The sequence below is a fragment of the Furfurilactobacillus rossiae genome, assembly GCF_013394005.1.
GTDB classification, from domain to species: Bacteria; Bacillota; Bacilli; order Lactobacillales; family Lactobacillaceae; genus Furfurilactobacillus; species Furfurilactobacillus rossiae.
Window position 1 is genome coordinate 2,590,560 of sequence record NZ_CP040586.1, and the last position, 22,936, is coordinate 2,613,495.

Consider the following 22,936-nt stretch of genomic DNA (forward strand, 5'->3'; position numbering starts at 1 on the left):
CACCAATGAATTCTTTGGCGATTAGCTAATCTTGCATGGGAAAGAGGTCTGCGATGGTTGTTTGCAAACGAAGAAAGTCATGCATAATCGATTACATTTATATCATTAAATTGTGTAAGCGTTTTAGTAGCTTAACCTTTTAGTAATCAAATTTATTCTGTGGGTATTTATACCATACAAACGTTGCTTTTAAAAGGCAGTCAGGTTGCGCTTTTTGCCGCTTTTGGAACAACCAATGTTTCAGTTTCCACTTCTGCACTACGGTTAAAGAGTGCTTTCATCGCGTAACAAGTGCAATCGTTTGCCTTTACTAATAATCATTTTTGTAACTATACCAATTTAGTCAAAAAATATTTAAATAGCTAAAACAATTTGCACGTAAAAAAACGATCATGAGTTTCCTCGCAATCGTCTTTCCGCAATACCTATTCGATTAAGCTTCTTGTTTGCGCACATAGTAGGCAAATCCTGCAATAACACTGAGCAGAACTACGCCAAGCATCGCTAGTAATGAAGCTGATTTTTCACCAGTCTCTGGTAATCCAGTCACACCATGTCCTTCTTGCTTAGCAGGTTGACCCGCAGGACGACCGTTGGCAACAAGTTTTTGTGATGCTACAGGAGTAACAGCGACAGCCGCATAAGAACCATTTTGTGCTGATACAATCGGCGTTTCAGGTTTAGCTGGACGCGCTGGTTGATTTGGCATCGTTGGTGTCATTGGCTTGTTTGGTACGTTTGGCATTACTGGTACGTTCGGTACAGTTGGTGTCGTAGGAATATTTGGTACTTCAGGGGTCGTTGGTACATTTGGAATGTTTGGCTGACCCGGAGTTGTTGGTACGTTCGGAATATTCGGCACATTCGGCGTCGTTGGTGTATTCGGAATGTTTGGTACATTCGGTGTCGTCGGTGTGTTGGGAATATTTGGAATGTTTGGTGTCGTTGGTGGTGTAACTGGTGGTACCTGTGTGTCTTGGAACTTAGCCAAAACAGCGACAGGCTTGTCAATTGCATGATCCAGAACGACAACTTTCAACAACTCAGTGCTCAATTGATAACCAGTTGGGGCGACCGTTTCCTTGAAGTAGTAAGTACCAGGCTTCAAGTCAGTAACGGTTAACGTCCCGTTGGCATCCGTCGTCAAGCCTGTCTTAATAACATTCTTGTCGGCATCGAGCAGTTCAAACGTTGCATTGGCCAACACGTGACCATCTTCGGCAGCGACTTTCGTCAGTTTGATACTGCCTTGGTAATCAATCTGTGAAGCAGTTACGTTACTTTGACCACCACGAGTGGTGTCCGCAATAACAAATTTCGTTTCATCAACATTGTCGTTGATCAGGTAACCATCAGGTGCGGTGATTTCCTTCAAGTAGTAAGTGCCAGGTGCTAGACCAGTGATAGTAAAGTTACCATTTGCATCAGTAGTGAGTTGACTAACTTGCTTGCCATCCATTGTGACTTCAACAGTCTTCTTATCACTATCAAGCAATTGGTAAACAGCACCGGCAAGTTTGTCACCCTTACTGTTTGTCTTGGTAAACGTCATTGAACCTTGATAGTTTGTTTGATCACCAGCAAATGTAACAGATTCCACATCACTAGCTGGGCGAATTATAAAGTACAAACGGCTACTGAAGTCACGGTCATCAGGTGCTGAAGTTACATGACCATTTTTGTCAACCACCGCAGAGGTGCCGTCAACACGTGAGAATTCCAATCCTTGTGGTTTGTTGACAAAGTTTGCACTGCCCATACCTTTATTTAGTTCAGGTTGCAGGTCTGGAGTGTCGTCACGCAAAATATAACCGTCGGCGTGGGCAACTTCTTTGAAATAGTAGTTACCAGGTTTCAAACCTTGCAAGAAGATTTGACCATTAACGTTGGTTGTAAATACTGTCGTCCAACCTTTGGTGTCTTCTCCTGCTTTAAAGTAATAAACATTGTGCTCATTACTTGGATCAATACCATATAACTCTTCGCTACCATCATCTACGACATAGTAGAGGGCAAACTTCGTACCCGGCAACATTACCCGTGTACCAACGTTTGTAACGTCTGGTTGACCGTATTTGGTCATCTTAACAGCACCTAACCAGTTCTCAAACGTTCCTTCATCAAGAGCAACATCATGATTGCTCTTTTTAATAGAGAAATGAACCAAGTTTGAATTCAAAATGTAGCCATCTGGGGCTTTCATTTCTCTGAAGTAGTAATCACCAACTGGTAAGAACTTAGTTTTAATCAAACCGTCAGTACCAGTCGTGATTGTCTGCTTCCATACATTATCAGAGTCATAAACATAGAAGACTGCACCAGCTAGTGGTGCTTTCGTATCAGCAGATACTTTCCTCATAAAAGCGTAACCTTGGTAGTCGATTTGGTTAAGAGAAAGTTCGGTCTTTCCGTCAATCAAACCATTTGCATCAACTGTGAAACTAATGACATCTGGGTTAAGCATGTAACCATCAGGGGCTGTGATTTCAGTAATCGTGTAAGCACCAGCAGCTAACCCTGATAAACTAACTTGACCGTTTACAAACGTGAAAGTTGGTTTTTCACCGGTAGTTGTGTTCACCAAAGTATATTCGGCGCCATCTAGGACGTTCCCTACATGAGTACCATACTTAGTGAAGACAAGCTTGTTTTGAACATTAGTTAACGTGGCATTGGCTGAATCGTCTAACCACATAGCATTTTGACCTTTACGATCAGCGACAACGACTTTGATTGGTGTTGCATCAAGAATGTAACCGGACAATGTTTGCTTTTCAACAAAGTAGTATGTGCCAGGTTTCAAATCCTTGGTTGTAATCATACCGTTTGCGTCGGTGATTAAGTTAGCCTGTTCAACAGTCTTTTGATCTCCATCTAACAAGTCAAACTTAACACCCTGCAGAGGACCGTTGGCACCAGTCTTGGTCAACTGCGCATGGCCTTGGTAATCAATCTGGCTTAGGCTTGCGACAGAAACTTGACCATCTTCATTCACAGCAAACGTCATCGAAATACCATTTGTTGCATATCCTGTTGGTGCAGTGATTTCAGCCAGTGTGTAATTGCCAACCGCCAAACCGATCATCGTAAACTGACCATTCAGAGTCGTATACTGTTTTGCTTCTTTTGTGGCGTTGTTCGTCAGTTCATAAACAGCACCATCAAGCAGTTCGTGTTTGACATTGTACTTGGTGAAAATTAACTGGTTTTGAACGTTAGCTAATACCGTTTTGGCTGAATCGTCTAGCCAGGAAGCCGTTTGATTCTTATTGTCCTGAACAACAACTTTTTGCGGTGTAGCATCAAGAATATATCCAGAAGACGTCTTTCTTTCGACAAAGTAATACGTTCCTGGCTTCAAATCTTTAGTTGTAATCACACCGTTTGCATCGGTGATTAAGTTAGCTTGCTCAACGTTTTTTTGATCTGCATCTAATAGGTCAAACGTCACACCTTGCAGAGGACCGTTTACGCCAGTCTTCGTCAACTGTGCATGACCTTGATAGTCAGTTTGGCTTAAACTGGTAACTGAAATATGACCACTGTCGTCAACCATAAATGTCAGTGGCGTACCATTCGTAGCATATCCGAAAGGTGCAGTGAATTCAGACATCGTATAGCTACCGGCCGCCAAACCAGTCATCGTAATTTGACCATGCACGGTCGTGTACTTGGTAACAGCTTTAGTCGTGTTATTTGTTAGCTCATAAACAGCACCATCAAGTAAATCATTTTTTGCATTGTGCTTGGTGAAGACAAGCTTGTTTTGAACATTAGTTAGAGTGGCTTTGGCTAAATCATCTAGCCATGCATCATTTTGACCTTTACGATCATCAATAACTACTTTAATTGGCGTCGTATCAAGAATATAACCGGACAATGTTTGCTTTTCAACAAAGTAGTATGTGCCAGGTTTCAAATCCTTAGTTGTAATCACACCATTTGCGTCGGTGACTAAGTTAGCTTGTTCAACAGTCTTTTGATCTGCATCTAGAAGGTCGAACTTAACATCTTGCAGAGGGCCATTGGCACCAGTCTTGGTCAACTGTGCATGGCCTTGGTAATCAACTTGGCTTAGGCTTGCAACTGAAATGTTGCCATCAGCGTCCACCGTGAACGTTAGTGGTGTGTTATTTGTCGCATAACCCATTGGTGCTACTAGTTCAGTCAGTGTGTAACTGCCTGTCTTCAAACCTGTAAACGTAATTAGTCCGTTTACATCCGTGGTGAATTGTTTTGATTCACCAGCACCATTTAATTCGTAAACTGCATTGGGACCTTTAGTACCTTTGTCAGAATTCAAGAATTTAGTAAACGTTACTTTGTTTTGGTAGTTCTTGTAAGTTGCTGACAAATCATATAACGATTTGTCGTCACTAGTCACATCCGCACTAATCGTAAATTTGTAAACTTTGGTATCACGAATGTAACCATCTAATGACTGAGTTTCAACAACGGTGTAATCACCACTGCTCAAATTCTTAAACGTTGCAATTCCGTTTGCATCAGTCGTCGCAGTTTGTGTACTACCATTTCCAGTTAACGTGTAGGTAACACCACCCAACTTCTTGGAAGTGTCATCCCCATCAACCTTAGTGACCTGAATCTGACCACGATAGTCAGTCATGGTGAAATAAAATGTACTGTCCAGCTTTGCAGAAATAGTAAATTTCTGAATCATGCTGTTCAAAATGTAGCCGGCAGGGGCAGCAACTTCTTGTAGCGTATAGTCGCCGGCCGTCAAATTATCAATGACAATCTGACCGTTACCATCCGTTGTCCAAACATCATTCGATGTCTGTTTGCCGTTGGTATCCGTGGTCAATGTTTTAATAACCTTACCGGAAGCATCTTTCAGAACGAAAGTTGCACCAACTACTTTGCTATTATCGTTACCAACCTTTGTCAGAACAACATGGTCAGTATAGTTGATAACATGGTCCGTTTTGTCTACAGGATTTGTATATTTTACATTATCGAGACCATCTGCGGAGTTCGTGTTAACTGTAAATGAAACAATGTCGGCGTTAGCATCTGGATTGTAGTAACCATTTGGTGAGGTTGCTTCACGAACACAGTATGTCCAGCCAGCATTTAAACCGGTGAAACGAACTAATCCGTTTTCATCAGATTTAGTATTTGTAACATAGACACTGTTTTTCGCTGCATCTAAATAATAGAGATCGAATTTAGCGCCAGCAATCGCTTTGCCATCAGTACCCACCTTGTGTAATTCGAAGGTGCCTTTACTGTTTCTTTGTGTATCAAAGAAAGCAATCTTTTGTTCGTTTCCAAACGGATTATTTCCGTCAGACTTTGGAATGATAATTTCTTTAGTCTGTGGATCTGATTCATTCAAAATGTAATCAGCAGGCGCTTGCGTTTCAACGAAACGGTATTGCGCTGGCAGCAAGCCGTTAACAACGATTTTTCCATCGTTAGCTTTCTCGCCGTCAACACCAGTAACCAAATCGTCGTATACCTTACCCTTAGAATCGGAGTAAGTACCCCACTTACCGTTTTTCAAAACTTCGAGTTTGAAGTGAGCGCCATTCAAAATGTTACCCGCTTCATCCGTCTTAGTTAATGTTGCCTGACCAAGATGGTTCCAAATATTGCCTAAACGATCTTGATCATTTTTGGTACCTGATAGCATCCCGACACTAATTGTCCGCGTGCCATTTCTTAAATCGTCTGGTGTAATGTACTTATCAGAAGGATTAACTTCTTGAATGAAGTATTCAATTGGTGTGACTCCGTCAACATGATAACCAGGAATGTTCTTAAAGGTAACAACACCATTTTCATCAGTCACACCTGTACGCAGCAAAGCACCACGAGCATGATTAGCGTTTTCTTCATATAAGTTGAAGGTAATACCAGCCAGCTTTTGACCATCTGTCGTTTTCTTGGTTAACACTAAGTTATAGAAGTAACCAATCGCCTTAGCTGAACTTTCAGTGACAAAGAAATCGTCATCATCGTGATCACCCGGTTGATTTGGAGTAACGTTATCACCGTTTAAGGTAGCACCGTTTGAGAAACGAACTGTCTGTCCTTGATCGTCCTTGCTGAAGTACAGCTTGGATTGGTATTTCAAAACATAAGCGGTACTAATTGTATGGAGAAATTTAATCGTTAATGTTTCTTGACCAGTTGTAGTGTCATGGGTCAGAACAACGTCATAATCAACGCCCTGTTTCAACTCGTGATTATAGTCAGGCGTGAGTTTCGTTTGTTGTAACAGTCTTTTTCCATCACCATTTGGGTCGATGATAGTATGACCGCCTTTAACGACATTCTCCATAGTATTAAGATCACTCGCCACAACTCCATAAATATGAATCGTTGATGGATCAATACGCTGATTAATTGTTGGTGTATCGGTGAATACCGCATTAGTAATTGCTGATTGGGATCGGTTAATATCCACTGTCCAATTAGCCCGGTTCGAACCACTATCTTGATTGTAGTTACCTGTCTTACTAATGTATGGCTGGCCTTGATACGTTGACGCCTGACCGTGAACAGATAATTTTCCATCATTATCAATTGGATAAGCAGTCAACGCAATGTTGTTATACATATTGTCAACTAGAATGCCTTTAACGTCAGTATCATATTCAACTTGGTAGGCTAACTTAACACGTGAATCAGTGCCCGTAACATCCCCAGGCTTTGGTAACGGTGTTGCATCACTCCCAAAGTCAATCACGATTTCAGTTGTGGCATCTTTATAATCACGCAGATTATAAAGTTCGCTACCTTGATAATTCTGAAAGCCTTGATAAGATGTCGTGCCCGTCATTGGTGTGATTGAACCATCTGCATTAATAATGCCTTCAATAACAAAATCACCAGTGGCCATATCAACATGACCTTTGTAAGCATGAACCGTGTAATACTTCGGATCAGTTTCGCCTGGAATAAAGTATCCCTGTGCAGCGATAGAACCCTGAGTCACTTTGACACTACCAGGAACAAAATTTTGCTTCTGGTAAATCGGGTCAAGCAATTGATAACTCTTGTAATCTTCCGCATTGTAGTTGGAAATCACAGTCCAATGAATCTGTTTTGTTTCAGGATTGTAGACCCCATTTTTACTACCTTGATATGCTTCATCATGCGAAGCTTCGAAGTGATTATCAGCATGGTCTGTCACCGGGTTATTGGTCGTAACGTCTGTCCAAGTTCCCGTTGCGTCGTTAGTAAATTTAAAATTAGTGTTAGGTAACGGTGTCTTGACACGGGCAACATCATAAACAGTCTTGTATTCAACTGTAAATGTGTCACTTGTTGTTGCATAGTCTCCGATTAATTTAAGTACAAACTGAGCATTGTTACTTGTATCGCCTGTAGCAGTCAGTGTGTAATCAGTGCCTTCAATCAATTCCTTATTATTTTTCGTCACATCTTGAACAAGAACTTTAGGTTGAATGGTTGTGTTCGGCATTGTTGCTCGAGGATCAAATGGTTGACTCAATCCAGCTAAAGCAGCTGTATCGGTCAAAACATAATCCTTCATGGTGTAGTTACTTTCATTAATATGGATCTTCCAAGTCGCAACCTTAAGGCCACGATCTGGTCCACCATTTTCAACATCCTTGATTAAGTTGTAACTGTGAGTCGTAACAGGCTTTGGCGTTTGATTATCATAACCGGTAACCTGTGCAGTATTTACAATATCTTTAACATCAGTTGAGATAACTTTTGATCCTTGCGCAATCTGCGTTTGGTATACCATGTTAACTGGAAGATTGAAGCCATCGTTAAACTTAACCGTAAAACCAGAACCATCGGTATTTGGTGTCAACGTGTATAGACTTGGATCAACTTGCTGATTCGTATACTTGAATGGCTGATCAGCATTGTTAGGATCGTATTCCATAACCCACATATGAAATGAATCTTTGACAAACGTTTGAGGCGCGCCAATGACATCGGTATATAAAGCTGTGTTGCCATTTAACGTATCCGTGCCGTGATTGTAGGCAACCGTCCAAGTGTAAATGTGGTGTAGCTTGTCATAATCAGGATCGTTAGGATGATCATTTGTTGCAATTGCTGGATCGTACTTATAGAACAGACCTTCATAATGAGCAATGACACTTGCAGATGCAGGTAAGACATTATCGCCTTGTTCATCGTCACGTTGGTCAACTGTGTTATTTAATGTGGCATCACCCGTTCTAATATTGCCATGAGTATCTTTGGGTTTAGCTGCATCATTAATGCTGGTTGTGTAAATCAATTCATATGGTGTTGTGATTTGCTTTAAGAAAGTAACCTTGCCGGTTGCATCAACCGTATAATCAGTGCCGGCAACTAACTTTTCACCAAGTTTGTCAGAACCATCATCATTTTTGATGACCTTGCCCTTGAGATCAACTTGAATGGCATAAATCTCAACTGGCTTCTTTGCATTGTCATAAGTTACATTTTCATCAAACTTTTCAGTAATTGTAGTGTTGGTCATCGTTTGCATATTTTTGTTCATGTAAACGGACCAAATAATGTTGTTTGGATCTAAGTTTTTATCAGGCCGACCAGTTTTAGAAATACTTTGATCAGTTGCCGGATGAATAACTAAGATATCTTGATCCGTTTGACCAGGTAAATGTAATTTATCACCTTGTTGACCAGGATTAGTAATAACTTGGTCGTTAAACGTTGCCTTGAAGGAAAGCTGTCCTTCAAGTGATTGAACCGGATTGTCGTCCGTTTCATCGTGCGTATGCGGATTAAAAAATGTCAGGGTGATTTTCCCATCTGTCCCTACTGTGTAAGTCCCATACGTTGAATTCTTATCAGACGAATTGGCATTTTGAATGTTGCCCGTCTGACCCGGCTGAGTGTCTACGATTTTGTAACCACTAGGCAATTGATACGTGAACGTGTCACCAGTAACTAAATACTTCCAAACATCATGATCGATTTTAAATGTCATATGACCATCAATACCAGTTGCTAGCGTAATATCTCCTGGCTGAACAGGATGACCATCGTTATCGTGATAAGTTAGGTTAAACGCCGTATTTATTGTGGCTGCCTTTTCATCATTAGTAGCATTATCACCGTCTTTGCCTTGCTCATCGAGGATATATGCGCCTAGGTCGTGTGCACCATCGTTAGGATTCTGATTGGCATCATTGATAGCATTACTGTTTTTTGATGGATCATTCGCGGAGTTATTCTCGCCGTGATAATACTTGTCCGTGTAGAAATCTGTTTTATTAACAGACTCTGGTGTATTTACAGCACTTTCTACGATTGCCTTGTTGTTGTCAGGATTTGCATCCGTGTTATCAAAATAATTGGCTTTATCCACAGTAACTTCAGTACTGTCAACCTTAGTCTGTGACTGTGGCTTTGCCGTTCCTGTGGATGAATCACCCGGACCGCCACCACCAGAACTGGTGTTATCCGTAACTGGTTGCGGTGTCGAACTGCTCTCACTGCTGGCGGAGCTGGTCGAACTATTAGCAGTGTTATCAGTCTTAGGCGTTGTTTGTGTCTGCGGCGTTTCTACAGTGCTGGTATCCGTATTGGTCTTACCCTCAGATGACGTCGTAACACTACTTGAACTTGCATTGCTTGTGCTCGGTGTATCAGTCACAGAAGGCTTGCTAGTGCTTGTTACAGACCCGCTTGAATTGCTAGAAAGAGCAGTAGACTGAGTACTAGAAGTCCCCGAAGCACTACTTGATCCCGTCGAAGAGCTTGCCTGGTTAGTTACAGCCTCTGTCGTATTCTGTTTGGCACTGTTTGCGTCACTAGAAGCCGCGCTCGGTTGACTCCCTGCCGTGCTACTAGCTGCTGCAACCGCCGGCGTCGTATCCGCCTCAGCACTGATTGTTTTGACGGTTGTGACACTGAAAAAGGCACTTGCAATAACTGCCCCCGCTAACGCGTATAGACGTTTCCTCAAAATAATGTTCCCCCACGAGTTATAGTTAAATCATTTAGCATGAATAAAAATACGATTAGTCAATGTTTTTACTGATTATTATTTTAATAGGTAAACTAAAAGTTACAGCGTCATTTATAACATACTTTCCAATGCTTTAAAACCGCGTCACTGTAGGGATTGACGCCCACATTTTCTTTTAATTATTAGACCGTTCCACTTTAGTAATACGTTTTACTTAAAACGTTGTTTACGAAACCCTATTCTAGTGCAATCGTTTGTCTTCACGGCTTATTGTTTTAGTCACTATACCAATTTCTGATTAAAAAAATTCAATCGCTTACATATTATTAATCTTAAACAAAATGTAATGGTTATATTTCCACATTCGTAATATGTAACTAGTTCACTATCTACCAAATTTCGCTTTTATGAACCGGTTAACCTATTTTCAAACAGTATTTCTCCAAAATGGTGTACACTATTATGCAATGTCATCTCTTTATGACTGTTAGGAGGTCGAGCGTAATCGTTAAAAATTCTGCCATTCATAAGTTATCGCCCTTCAAGTCCTTATCCACTGAGCAGGGCAAACTGAAAACGAAAATCGAGGACTTTTGCAACTCGCATATTCAAGCCGAGGATAACAAACCAGCTATCTTTACAATTCATGGCGACGCCGGCACTGGGAAAAGTGTTGTTTTAAGTCAGCTATTCAATGATATTCAGACCGCTGCGCGCACAGATTCAACCAGCCCATTGTTTGATACGACGAATATTTTTCTCGTGAATCATCCAGAAATTCTCAAAGTCTATAAAGAACTAGCCGGTCAACTCCCTAACTTACGGAAAAAGGATTTCGACCGGCCGACTTCGTTTATTAACCGCTCACATAAGAACGGTCACCACAGTGATATCGTTATTATTGATGAAGCTCACTTACTGCTGTCCAAACCGGACAGATACAATAACTTTGATCAGCAAAATCAGCTACTAGAGATCATTAAATTAGCGAAGGTTATTGTCTTAGTGTTTGATACGCATCAAGTCTTAAAAACCAAAAGCTTTTGGAATGAACAACGTTTGCAACACCTGATTGCACCATACCCACATGCTGATTATCAGCTTCACCAACAATTCCGAATGCACGCAAATCAAGCCGTCATCAATTGGATTGATAATTTGACGGCACGCCGACTTACACCTGTGCCAGTAAGTACTAAAGACTTCGAATTGCATATATTCGATGACGCCCAAGCGATGTACGACCGTATCAAACAGGATGATCAACGTGTTGGCCTCTCACGAATCGTCGCAACGTCTGGCTATCCTTCTAGGCTCGATGGTGGCAAACACTATGTAACAGAAGGACACTTCAAATTACCGTGGGATCAATATAATTATCAAGCCACTTCATGGGCAGAAAAACCAGAAACCATCAATGAAGTCGGTTCTATTTACACTGTCCAAGGCTTCGACCTTAACTATGTTGGTGTCATCCTCGGTCCGCCGTTTGATTACGATCCAATCACTCAACAAATGACCGTCAACACGAACCGGGTGACAGATCCCGAGGTCTTCAAACGTCGCGATGATTTAACAGACCCACAGGCAATTCAGCAAATTAAAGAGCAGCTGACGTTAAACGTGCTCAATGTGTTAATGAAGCGTGGTGTATACGGCCTTTATATCTACGCAAGTCAGCCTGCGCTTCGGCAACGATTGTTGAAATTAGCGTCGTCAAAATAAGCTAATCAATCAAAATAGACGTTTTGCACGCAAAAAGTTTGTGCAAAACGTCTATTTTAGTTACATATTGAAAAATTAATGAGCACTTGAATCTAGTCTAGATTGTCTGGCAACTTTGTTACAGCAATTGCATATTCCATACGTTGCCGCGCTGTCAGCCGAAGCATACCGCTAATGGTAGCCACAAGTGCACGCTACACCTTTTAAAAAACTCCGATTCAAGACTTCGCTAATCATCTTGCAAATCTGTCGTGATCTCATTACGGCCACGGCCTTTGGACTGATACAGCATCCGATCTGCTCGATCGTAAAGATGGTCAGCTTCGTCGTCGCCATCTCTCAATTGGGCCAAACCAAACGACATCGTAAATTGAATCCGTGATCGCTGATAAATGACCGTCTTGTTCTCTGCATTAACCTGAATTTCACGGGCTAACATCTGTGCCATTTCCATCGTCATTCCAGTCAGAACCATTTCAAATTCTTCACCGCCCACGCGATAAACAGAAATGTCCTTATCATTGCCAACATATTCATGAAGCATGTTACCGACCGTTGTTAACACACGGTTTCCGCCAAGATGACCGTACGTGTCATTAATTCGTTTGAATCGATCAATGTCCATCGCTATTAAAATCAAAGAATCCTGATCCTGTTTTGATGTCTTGTATGCCTTATTAAAAGTGGTTGCAAACGCAGCGTAATTGGCTAGCCCTGTCAGTTCATCGATAGTTGCTTGATGAACACGTTGCACGTAGGAACGATTATCTCGATCCAAAAAGATAATCGCGAAGTATAACACGATATCCAGCACCCAAAAGATGGCAATTTGCGTGTACATATCGGATAACGTAATCCGCTGTTGGATGGGAAAGTGCATCACGTACACGAGTAACCAGAACAGTGGAACCAACACAATGCTGGTCACGACCACGGTTACCATCCGTGATGTCCATAGTCGATGCCGCGCAACACCCAGTAGCCAAATAATAACAGCGTAAAAAACTAGAAACAGTAGGGAACGTTCCATCTGAGTACCGCCGATTAAAACGATTCTGGTTAGAAACTGAAGAGCTAACACGATGTACGCTGTTTGTTGCCCAATGAAAAAGACAACGTACATCAACAACAACATCCGAATGTTAACAAACGCATAGTTGGGCCCCACATGAATCGTAGCGTATTCGAAATAGATGCCAAGCAGACCAAAGTAGATCACACTGAGCACTTTCAACCGGCCTTGTTGATAATTCAACGAAAATTTAGGATCATGTCCAGGGTGAACCCAAATGCGGCGGACGAGAATTTGGAACAAGAAAATGATTCCCAGTTCAAAGAACAATCCCGTCAACAACGGATTTAGATTCCAGTGCGTCAATGTCATCCCCAGATCTCCTTTCGTTTTAATGCAGCGCTTTTTATCGCGTTATCGTTTCAACAATTATTAGACATCGTATTCCGTCTCTTTAATACCAGCATTCATCATATCGTAAGGATTGTGCATCGTATTATCGTCAAACTCAGCCACCCCGATAACAAGCGACAATTCCATCATTTCTAACGCCTTGGCGCCGTTGGCAGCCTTGGTGAAGTTATCCCGAATCCGCCGAGCAGCGATACGTGCCCCGGCTGCGTCCGTAAACATCAATGTTCCCCATGTTGGCGTCACGGTGTCCAAAATGTACCCAATATCATTATCGCGGGTTGATTGAACGATTGTATCCGACACCAGACGAATCAGTGCATCCATCTGTTCATCGCCCATCATCCGTTCCAGTTCGGAATAATAACGCACGCGGATAATGATTGTCGTCACCGGAATCTTAAAACGAGTGTGCGTCTCAAGGTATACGTTAGCATCCTCGATATAGGAAACTGTGGTGCGCAAGTTTGTTTGGGCATCAAACGCCCCACGTTCAACCATATCAGTCGTCAATTGCTGATTCTTCTGTTGTAGCTGACGTTGCATCGCAGTCATCCCATAAAAGCTCAGTGATAACAGCAATGGCATGAATAGCCAAAAGACTAGCGCCAGGTTAACCGTGTGATGCTGAACCACATTGAGGTATATCATCACCAGTCCCTGAATAAACATAAACACAAGATTTAAGGTGAGGCCGGTGGTTAAGCTAAAGAAGTAGGTCGTCATCACCAGCGCAACACTGATGCCCAAATAGAGTGTATTCAGCAATAGGCTACTCGGCGTTGCACCGAAAAAGACAGCGGTAATCGCAATCAGTCCCAGGAAGGCCAACAAACAAGCATCCGCCATCAAACTAGCGTTATTTGTCTGATGATTGTTTTTCATAAGAACGGCCTCCCTTCCCAATTCGTTGACCGTTCTTGCGGAACATTAGGAACAGCGCATACGCGATGACCACAATCATCAAGAATGCCAAACCAAGGTAAATGGCTAGTGCTGAGTGTTTATGAATCGTTTGTGTAACAGTCGGTTTAGCTTCGGCATTCTTATGCTTCTTAAACCGATAGTTATAGTGATTATTGTCTCGGTCAACCAAAATAGCGTCCCCAGTGTACTGTTGAATGTTGCGTTGGAAATTAATCTGCGTTGAAGCCATTGCCACATCACGACTGTGCGCCGCAGTAACAACCAGCACACCTAACCGTTTGTTCCATGGCGACCGCAAGAGCTGGTTCGTACCAACAGTTTGACCATAAGCCGACTCAATACTGAGTTTCTCGTTCGAAAGGAAACCAGTAAACTTTTTGTTGTATCGGAAGTACAATTTGCTATTCAACGACTTAATAAACTTATTGTTTGCCGGTGTTCCAAACGCAATGACGTGGTGTTCGCGAAGAACAGACTTAGACGGTGTCTTCGTGTAAAACTGAATTGAACCAGTGTTACTTTGAGCAAAATTACCAATCAAATTAAAAATGTTCGTCATGGTAGTAAAGTCACTATCGCTCAGTGTCTTTGGGCGCACGATGGCTAAATTATTGAATGACTGATTTTTAATAAACAGGCTTGGATAATTGCTAAAGAGGATATCTGTCACCGGTTTGGACTTAATGTAAGCCCGCGAGTCCGGTTCCACGAATGCCCATGGTGTCTGCGCATTATCGCTATCACTTTGATCCTTCATTTCGAGATCGAACGCTACCCGAATAACAAAGCTATTACCCAGCGACTGGCCGGTTGGCAGATTAACAGTGAGTTGATCATTATCGGCATTGGCCGCAGTCAATTTTTTACTGCCAATCGGCTTACCGTTCACATAAACAGTAGCCAGTGAGCGTGTGAAATCAAGGTTCTTTGCATACCGGAAGTGCACCCGGATCTTGCTCCCGTCCGCATTCGTCCGGTCCGTCGGCAAATTAACGAAATAAGTGCTCTCCTGATGTTTCGGACCCGTGATTTGATCGCCAGTCGACGTTAATTTACGGCTGCCTTGATACTGCAGATCCGACGTAAATGTTTGGGTAGCTGCGGAGACATTTTTAGTATCTGCGCTGGTTTCCTTCATCAACTCAGCGTTAGCAATGAACCGCGCGGCCTTCTCCAAGTCTTTGCCGGTTGCAGCGGTGACTAAAAGCACATGTTTGTTCCCGTCATAAATCGTTTTAAGCACCGCATGTTTGGCAACATTTTGACGACTCACAGCCGCCTGATATTTCTTGGGCAGATGCTGATAAGTTGCCATGACGATTTGATAGTCAGCTTTCTTAGCCTTGCTCGTATCAAACGTAGTCACGGGAATTTGGTTATTCTCGGTAGTAATTACCCGTGCATAACCGGCTAAGGCGTACATGCTAGCTGTCAACTCATCATTAGTCGCCTGCTTGGGCACTGAAATGACCGAGTTGTGGTTCACAATGGTATCCGGTCCGCTGAAATGGTCGTAGAACGATTTAATGGCCGTTTCTGGATCCTTCAAGACGTAGCGGAAGTTAACGTTTGCACCGCTGTATAACGTGAACCAATTAGCTGGCGTTTGCGCTACCTCCGCCTTGCTACCGTCAGAATTCAAAAATTGGCCGCTGATCTTAATGTTGTTCGTCCCACTAAGCAAACGGGTCGGAATGTCGACACTCTTCGTTTGTAAACCAGACTTATTTTCTGGCCTGAACGAATAAAATTTAACCCCATTAATCGAGACGGTGATGTCAGATGTATCGCCATTAGTTAACTGGCTAACCTGATAGTTTAAATTCAGTGTTGCCTGTTTAACGTCCCAGTAATCCATCTTGATAAAGTACGTATTGGCGGTAATTGAATTGCCGGACAACGTTGTGGTGCTGTTTTGAAACGGCTGCGTGTACGTTTGTTCATCAGCGGCCTTCGCCGGTGTTATTGCGATGACCAAACTAAACGCGAGTGCGAATACCAGCCACAGTAATGAAAATCCTTTACTGGTACCGCTTTGTCTTGTACCATTTCGCTTGTTTATGAAAAACCTGCTCTCTAACATAACCCACCATCCCGTAAGCGGCTACTGCAAGCCACATTTGACTATATGTGATGTACATCAAGATAATTATGAGAACGTTGCTAAAGTTCATCTCGCCCTTCTCCGTTGTGATTGTAATGTACGTACTGGCAACGAAGAGGACAATTGCCAGCAACCATAACGAATTGCTGAACCCCTGTAAGTTTGAATGAACCTTGCCAGCTACCGAAAGGACAAATACGGTATCGGATAAAACTAGCGACGTCATCAGGAGAAAGTAAATGGACAAAAAGTACAATAAATCGAAACGAATTGGCCGGCCGCGTTTAGTAAATAGTAAATGCGTGTTTTTTAGGATGACGTAGATATTTCCCTTAACCCACCGCGTTCGTTGGTGGAACCAGACGGACAATGTTTGTGGTTCCTGCTCCCAGGTAACTGCCTTAGGCTGAAACTTGATGTGGAAGCCCTTCATGTAAATCCGAAAACTAATTTCCGTGTCTTCGGCTAATGCTTTCACATCCCAGCCACCAACATCTTCGAGCAGTGACCGACGAATGACGTAATTTGTGCCCGGAATCGTGCATAAATGAAATAACTGTTGTCGCCCGGCCTGCGCCATCCATTGAAAGGATAGCGTCTCGATGTTAATGAAGCGTGTGAGTAACGTGGCATTACGATTGCGCGTCCGAAACTTGCCAATCACTGCACCCAACGTATCATCAGCCATTAACTCGGCAACCAGAATTCGAAGCGCACCACTTTCTGGCGTGTTATCCGCATCATAAATGGAAATGACATCGCCCTTGGCAGCGGCCAGACCAATATTCAGGGCGTTTGACTTCCCTTTACCACCATTGGTCTTGTCTGTATTGATAACGTGAACCTGGCGATGAGGGTACCGCTTTTGCAAACGACCCAGCAATTCTGCCGAATTATCATCCGAATTGTCATTAATGATGATGATTTCGTAACGATCGTGGGGATAATCGAAGTTTAATAGTGACTCAACTGTCTTCACGATAACAATACCCTCGTTGTGAGCAGGAACCATCACCGATACAAACGGCACTTTTTCCGGCAGTTCACGCGCGGGTGTTTTTACCTGGCGTAGATAATTGACATATCCTGCAATGACCAAAATGATATTTACGATTAAAATGGTCCAAATTGCCAAGATCGCAATAAAGAGAAAAATATCGAGAATGTTAATGATGGTCCCTCCTTTCAAGATGCCAAACTGACTGTGCAAAGTTTGCCGCTACTTCTTTTTAAACATGCGCCAGTACACCTGACGACCAACAATATAAAATGCGAGTAAGACGATTAGCGACACAATCATGAAGAAGAACAGGAAGACACCATCCACGCTAAAGAATGTGTTTAGCGCCCCTGTCGGCGTAACTGGTGTTGGTTTAGTCTGTTTTGGCGGATTGTACGTTGGTACCACCGTTAACCGCCCGTTTAAGTAATAATTGCCATTACGATAGTGAGCCCGCTGGTTGGCAACCGTCGTGGTGCCACTAAACTTGCCAGCGCTTGGATCCAGCCAACTAACCTTGGCAGCACTCACGCGTTTGACTAGCCCCGTCAAGTCCTTTTGGCTATCAGGCATTGTCATGGTAATTGCTGTGGGCGATGAAAATGAGAGATTTGTTTGAGCCAAATTGGTACCGTTGTGGACAGTCTCTAATGACTGCTCTTTGAGTCCATAAAATGTCCGTTTGTACACACCGGCAGTATTATCTGCATCGGCGTTTTTAGTTTCAGAAGGGTTGCCCGTTAGAATGACATTATTGCTATATGACAACGCAGCTGGCCGACAGACCAAGTCTTGATTCCAGTAATTAGGAGTGCTCATCCCAACCGGAAACACCTGCCGGGCAATAAGCCGCCGGATCTGCGTTTGCATCAACTGTGTCAGTTCCGACTGAGTACTGGCCTTGGGATAATATACAACGGGAGTTCGCAAAAAGATGACGCCGCCATGGTTTTCAACCCACTGCAGCTCACTCGTAAATCGTTTGTATGCCGGCAAATCGGTATTAACGGAAATACTGGTTGTACTGATGGCAAACGGAATCCCGTTGTTCTCTAGATCTGTGGCTAGCTTGTGTAGTAAATCCATATTCGTAAATGGCGTCACGTCTGTAATCGTCAGCAATGGCGCATAAGTAGCCGTGTGACCAAAGAAACGGGCAATTAACCGACTGGCAACAACGAAGCTCAGGCCATTTGGTGTCAGATAAGGTAGGTACGCACTGTTTTCATTGATGACGCCGTACGGTACTTTTTGGGCATTTTGACTTTGTGGCACTAAGGTCCCGAATGTCTTCACTGTCGGTGGCGTCTGTGCCGTCACGGCCAAAGACTCACTAAAGGATAATAATTGCCGGGCCGATGACGTATGATCGCTTAACCAGTATTGCTGGTGATAACGCGGACGAAGCGCCAAGCCAAGCGACTGCCGTTCATCCTTTGCCATTGACGGTCCAATGTGGAGTTTTAAACCCGTAAACGCCGCCCGATCATGAGCAAAGTGACTCGTTGTCAACTTGGCCTGTGACCAATTCACCATTGTAATAACAGCTTTAAAATGAAGCCGTTTGATATCACCAGTATGATATTGATCGATGCGAATCGTATGAACTTCTAGGTTCAATGATGTCAGCAATCGCTGCACCGCATCGATTTTTGCTTGATCACCCTTGGCGCGATTTTCGCTATCGTAAGCGAGTAATACACGGGGCGCATGGCTGACTTGACTGGCAGAAACTGTCACCGGTACTGACGATAGCAGTCCCAAAAATGTCAGGGTCAATAGCAGAATGGCACCAAAACGTTTCTTCATCGCTGCCCACCCCGCATTTCAAATACATGCCAGAGGCGGTGATTCAACAAGTCAGATACTAGTAATGCCAGCGACAAGTCCGTACACAACGGCACCATAAACAAGTGCTTTGCTAAGTCCGCATCGCCATCACCAATCACGGATGCAATAAAGGTCATGAAAATAATAGCCATGTTCGCAATGATGAGCGCCAGTCGAACAACCATCTCTGGATCACCATCACGAATGCCATGATAGGCGCCAAACGCATACACCCCGATGAAAGCGAAGGCAATTAGCACATAAAAAGCGAACGTTCGTGGGAAAAATGCGCCCATCATGGTGGAAAAGCCCGTAAAATAATGTGTTTGCGCATATTTTGGCTGACCGGCCGACTTGGTGTAATCACTAACTGCCTTAACCTGCGTCAACTGGCCATCCTTAGCGGCCAAATTCAGCAATGCGCCAAATTCTGACGGATGAGTCAGTTCATACTTCAAAATCCACATGAAGCTGAACTTATCCGTAAAGTGCTTTTGCATGTACTTGCCATTGACGTCAATTGGCGAATATCGATCAAAGTACGTTTGCCCTCGGGTCAACGCAAACTGACTGTCAATGCCACCCTGCATCAGTGCTTTTTCAGGATCCTTGGCCTTTAACAACACACCACGGGTCATCGATTGATATTCGTTAATATTATTAAACGTCTTTGTGATCAGTGCATAGGTTGCTACTCCAGACGCTAAAATCAGCACGGTGCCCAAAATGACGTACAACTTCTCGGCACGTTTGTGAAACACAAACAACAAACTTAGCATCGTCAACGCAAAGCCTAGTGCCAGCGGCGCATTTTGCTGTTTGTTTGTAATCAAGACCACCGTGCTGATAAAGAAGAGTAATACCATCGGCCAGCGCCGTTTGAAACGGTGACGTGCCAATAACAAAATCGAAGAAAACGAATAGAGCATGGCCACAAACATTCCTGGTTCTGCGAAGAAGGAATTAAAGTACAGTGTGTACGATGAATCGGCAAAAACAAACACGACCATTAACGCAATAATATAATTCCGCCACCGCTTCGAAGGAAATGTTAGCGCCTCGGTTAAAAGGTAGATACCTCCTAGAAACAGCACGTAATAAATCAGTCCCATAAATCGAATGTCAAACACTTTGGTACTATAGACCAACATGTTTAAGCCAATCGCCGCCTTAATGAACAACGGCTGTGAAGAAAACAAAGCAGCTGACGACTCGTTAAAGTACTGCATGATGCCATATTTTTGAATCATGTATGTAAAAAAATAATATGGTTTACCAGTTAAGCGATAGAGGCCGTTGACGTAGATGGCACGATCAAAATCGCCGTTGTTAGCGTAGCCGTTAACCGGTGGAATGAATAACAGGTACGCCACGATCAGTGCTGACAAGATCACTGCCAACGCCGCTGGTGAAACATGCGACCGAAACCACAATAGACCTCGTGTCAGGCCATGCCGCAAATGCGCGCCCATTCAATCACCCCTTTCTCTCAAACACCGTTATTAGTGGGTGACGCCATCCATTGCCACCAATGCCATTAGGTTGTTAAACGAATATGCCGTATTGGTACTTTCATCTCCGAACCCGCCTGCTAGTGGTGATGCATCATTTTTAACCTGCATCGCCAACAATTGTTGCTGACCGGCAGCTTGAAGCGCCTTTTGACCGCTTGCGTTACCAATCATCATGACTAATGCGTAATTGGCAGCAGACTGATCAGTTGTTAACGCGTGACCATGCTGGTCATACTGGTTAACCAGTGATTTATGCTTTGTTTGCTGTAACAACCACCGTTCGCTGGACGGTTTCAAACGACCAATTTGAGCGACGTGCAGTAACGTCACTAAGCCTTCTGTGGTGTTAATATTACCAGTCGTATATTTTTGTGTGTGATAATTGTACCTTCGTGCGTAAAATGGCATCTTGCGGCTAATAAAACCGCCTTGAACCAAACGCAACTGCTTTTGATAGGCTTTAGTGTTGCCTTCTAACTGACGCAACGTCAAAAAATCAAAGTATGACAGCGTACCGGTTTGAGGGCGCTTTTTAGACTGCGGATCGTAAAAGTCTGCAACATGTCCTTGTTTCAAGGCCTGTTTTTGCTGATGATGCCACAGTGACTTGATTTCACGCTGATAATGCTTCGTCTTAAAGGTTTTATCGTACTGGATCAGGGCCCCGATAATCCGCAGGTCATCAAGCGTTGCGTTCACATTTGAGCGCTTTTTTGTCCGTGGGTTATACCGATAGCTAAACTGATTGTGAGCGTAAAAGATCGTTTTCGTTTGCTGATAAAACTTAGTAAATGCTTCTCGCTGATTCGTGAGTGCAAGATGTTGCAAATACAACCCGGCTGACTCACTCAATAGTTCATTGCCACTAGCAGTGTCGCCACCCGCATTGACTTGATCATTTACGTTTGTTTTAACACCCTGCTTGGTAACCAGCTTGGTTGTCACAAACTTGGTCAGTGCTTGATGAGCAGATTCCAGCGATTGTGCATCGGTATCCGCTTGAACGTTTAGCAGTGGGCCACTAACCATCAGTAAAACAAGTAAACTAACAAGGGTTAGGTAACGTCGCCATTGAGTCATATTTCTGATGCCGCCTGATCACTGTTCTTTGGTTCTTTCCGGCCACGCTGTTGTTCCTGTGCCACTGCGATTTGAGCTACTTGATTCAAATAGTTAAATGGCTCATCATAATTGGGCTGAAATAACATGTCGACAAATGATAAATCATCAATCGTATTCTTATTCTGAATGCAAACAGACAATGTGTTCGCGGACTGAGCAACTTCATGTTCACACAACAACTGACCACCAAGGATTCGACGAGAATCCCGATCGTAAACTAACGCAATGGTCAGTTTGGCCGTTGATGGCATGTATGCAGGTCGATAATTACCTTCGTAAGTCGCCGTTGCTGCATTAATCCCCTGTTCTTGCGCGTGTGCCAGCGTGCTCCCGGTCGTTGCTAGCGTGCTCCCAAAGATTTCCATTGCCGATGTCGACTGTGTACCCATATATTTCAGGGTTGGTGTTAATAGGTTCAACCCTACTAAGGTTCCCTGGCGAACAGCCGTGGAAGTCAAAGGTGCATACAGATTTTCGTTCGTTGGATTAAAGTGCACCGCACATGCATCCCCGGCTGCAAAAATATGAGGATCAGAACTTTGCATATAGTCATTGGTCAAAATGGCACCATTCGGTAACATGTCAACCTGCCCGCTTAAAAGGCTGGTATTAGGGACAAAGCCAGTGGCAACAATCGCCAAATCGGTGGGATATTGCCCACTTTTCGTCTCCACAAGAATGCCATCACCTGATGGATCAGCGCTAAATCCAGTTACGCGTTCGTGCAAATGTACATCGACTTCGTGGTCAACAAGACGTTGTGTGATATTTTCCGACAACATTTGATCAACTGAATGAACCAAAATCTGTTTATGATTCTGAAATAAGCTGACAACGTGCTCCGTGCTAGCGTAACTTTCCGCTAACTCCACGCCAACATAACCCGCACCCACGATGGTAATGTGTTTGTTTTCCGCAGCTGTTTTATAAATCTGCTTAGCTTGATCATAGTCTTTACACAACAAAACGCGGCTTGAGTCGATTCCCTTCAACGGTGGAACTACCACCGTTGACCCGGTCGTCATAACTAGTCGATCATAGTGAACTGTTTCAACATCTTTACTAATAAGATCTTCGACAACCACCGTTTGCCGTTTTGCATCAATTTTGAGTACATCGTGTTTCACGTGAACGTGGGCGCCTAATTTACGTAGCGCTTCAGGGCTTGAATAAAACATGTCTTCCAAACGTTGAACACGGCCGTCCAAATATAGTGAAATCCCGCACGACAAGAAAGAGATATTGTCATGCCGTTCATAAACCTCAACATCTAAATCCGGATTGGTCACTAGCATCTGACTAATAGCAGCGGTACCTGCGTGTGTACAACCAACAACAATAACTTTCATGAAAGTTCATC

General features: G+C 43.3%; 10 protein-coding genes. 1 reads left to right on the forward strand and 9 read right to left on the reverse strand.

Going from position 1 to position 22,936, the window contains the following annotated elements; genetic code table 11:
• Nucleotides 1-433: 433 nt before the first annotated feature.
• The gene (locus LROSL1_RS12420; protein WP_178914788.1) at nt 434-9,928 is read right to left on the reverse strand and encodes a SpaA isopeptide-forming pilin-related protein; all 9,495 of its coding nucleotides are present in this window, start codon (nt 9,926-9,928) and stop codon (nt 434-436) included.
• A 465-nt stretch (nt 9,929-10,393) separates the two neighbouring features.
• Between LROSL1_RS12420 and LROSL1_RS12425 the strand changes: the two genes are divergently transcribed.
• Nucleotides 10,394-11,656, forward strand: a complete 1,263-nt coding sequence (locus LROSL1_RS12425) for a DUF2075 domain-containing protein (RefSeq protein WP_225440533.1) — start codon at nt 10,394-10,396, stop codon at nt 11,654-11,656.
• A gap of 229 nt (nt 11,657-11,885) precedes the next feature.
• Here the strand turns inward: LROSL1_RS12425 and LROSL1_RS12430 are convergent, their stop codons facing one another.
• Genes LROSL1_RS12430 through LROSL1_RS12465 form a run of 8 tightly spaced genes read right to left on the reverse strand, consistent with a single transcriptional unit; the run spans nt 11,886 to nt 22,925 of the window.
• On the reverse strand, nt 11,886-13,040 hold the full coding sequence (locus LROSL1_RS12430; RefSeq protein WP_178914789.1) for a GGDEF domain-containing protein: 1,155 nt from the start codon (nt 13,038-13,040) through the stop codon (nt 11,886-11,888).
• A gap of 60 nt (nt 13,041-13,100) precedes the next feature.
• Nucleotides 13,101-13,964, reverse strand: coding sequence for a GGDEF domain-containing protein (locus LROSL1_RS12435; protein WP_178914790.1), 864 nt, complete (start codon nt 13,962-13,964; stop codon nt 13,101-13,103).
• On the reverse strand, nt 13,939-16,089 hold the full coding sequence (locus LROSL1_RS12440) for a cellulose biosynthesis cyclic di-GMP-binding regulatory protein BcsB (RefSeq protein WP_178914791.1): 2,151 nt from the start codon (nt 16,087-16,089) through the stop codon (nt 13,939-13,941). Before LROSL1_RS12440 ends, LROSL1_RS12435 begins: the two co-directional genes overlap by 26 nt.
• On the reverse strand, nt 16,028-17,281 hold the full coding sequence (locus LROSL1_RS12445; protein ID WP_178914976.1) for a glycosyltransferase family 2 protein: 1,254 nt from the start codon (nt 17,279-17,281) through the stop codon (nt 16,028-16,030). The genes LROSL1_RS12440 and LROSL1_RS12445 overlap by 62 nt, the downstream gene beginning before the upstream one ends.
• 48 nt (nt 17,282-17,329) lie before the next feature.
• Entirely contained in the window at nt 17,330-18,919 is a 1,590-nt protein-coding gene (locus LROSL1_RS12450; protein ID WP_178914792.1) for a hypothetical protein, read from the reverse strand.
• Nucleotides 18,916-20,412, reverse strand: coding sequence for a glycan biosynthesis hexose transferase WsfD (wsfD, locus tag LROSL1_RS12455; protein WP_017262569.1), 1,497 nt, complete (start codon nt 20,410-20,412; stop codon nt 18,916-18,918). Before wsfD ends, LROSL1_RS12450 begins: the two co-directional genes overlap by 4 nt.
• 30 nt (nt 20,413-20,442) lie before the next feature.
• Nucleotides 20,443-21,534 carry a glycosyl hydrolase family 8 gene (locus LROSL1_RS12460; RefSeq protein WP_178914793.1) on the reverse strand — a complete coding sequence of 364 codons (1,092 nt, stop codon included), beginning with the start codon at nt 21,532-21,534 and terminating at the stop codon, nt 20,443-20,445.
• Nucleotides 21,531-22,925, reverse strand: coding sequence for an FAD-dependent oxidoreductase (locus LROSL1_RS12465; RefSeq protein WP_178914794.1), 1,395 nt, complete (start codon nt 22,923-22,925; stop codon nt 21,531-21,533). The genes LROSL1_RS12460 and LROSL1_RS12465 overlap by 4 nt, the downstream gene beginning before the upstream one ends.
• Nucleotides 22,926-22,936: the final 11 nt, after the last annotated feature.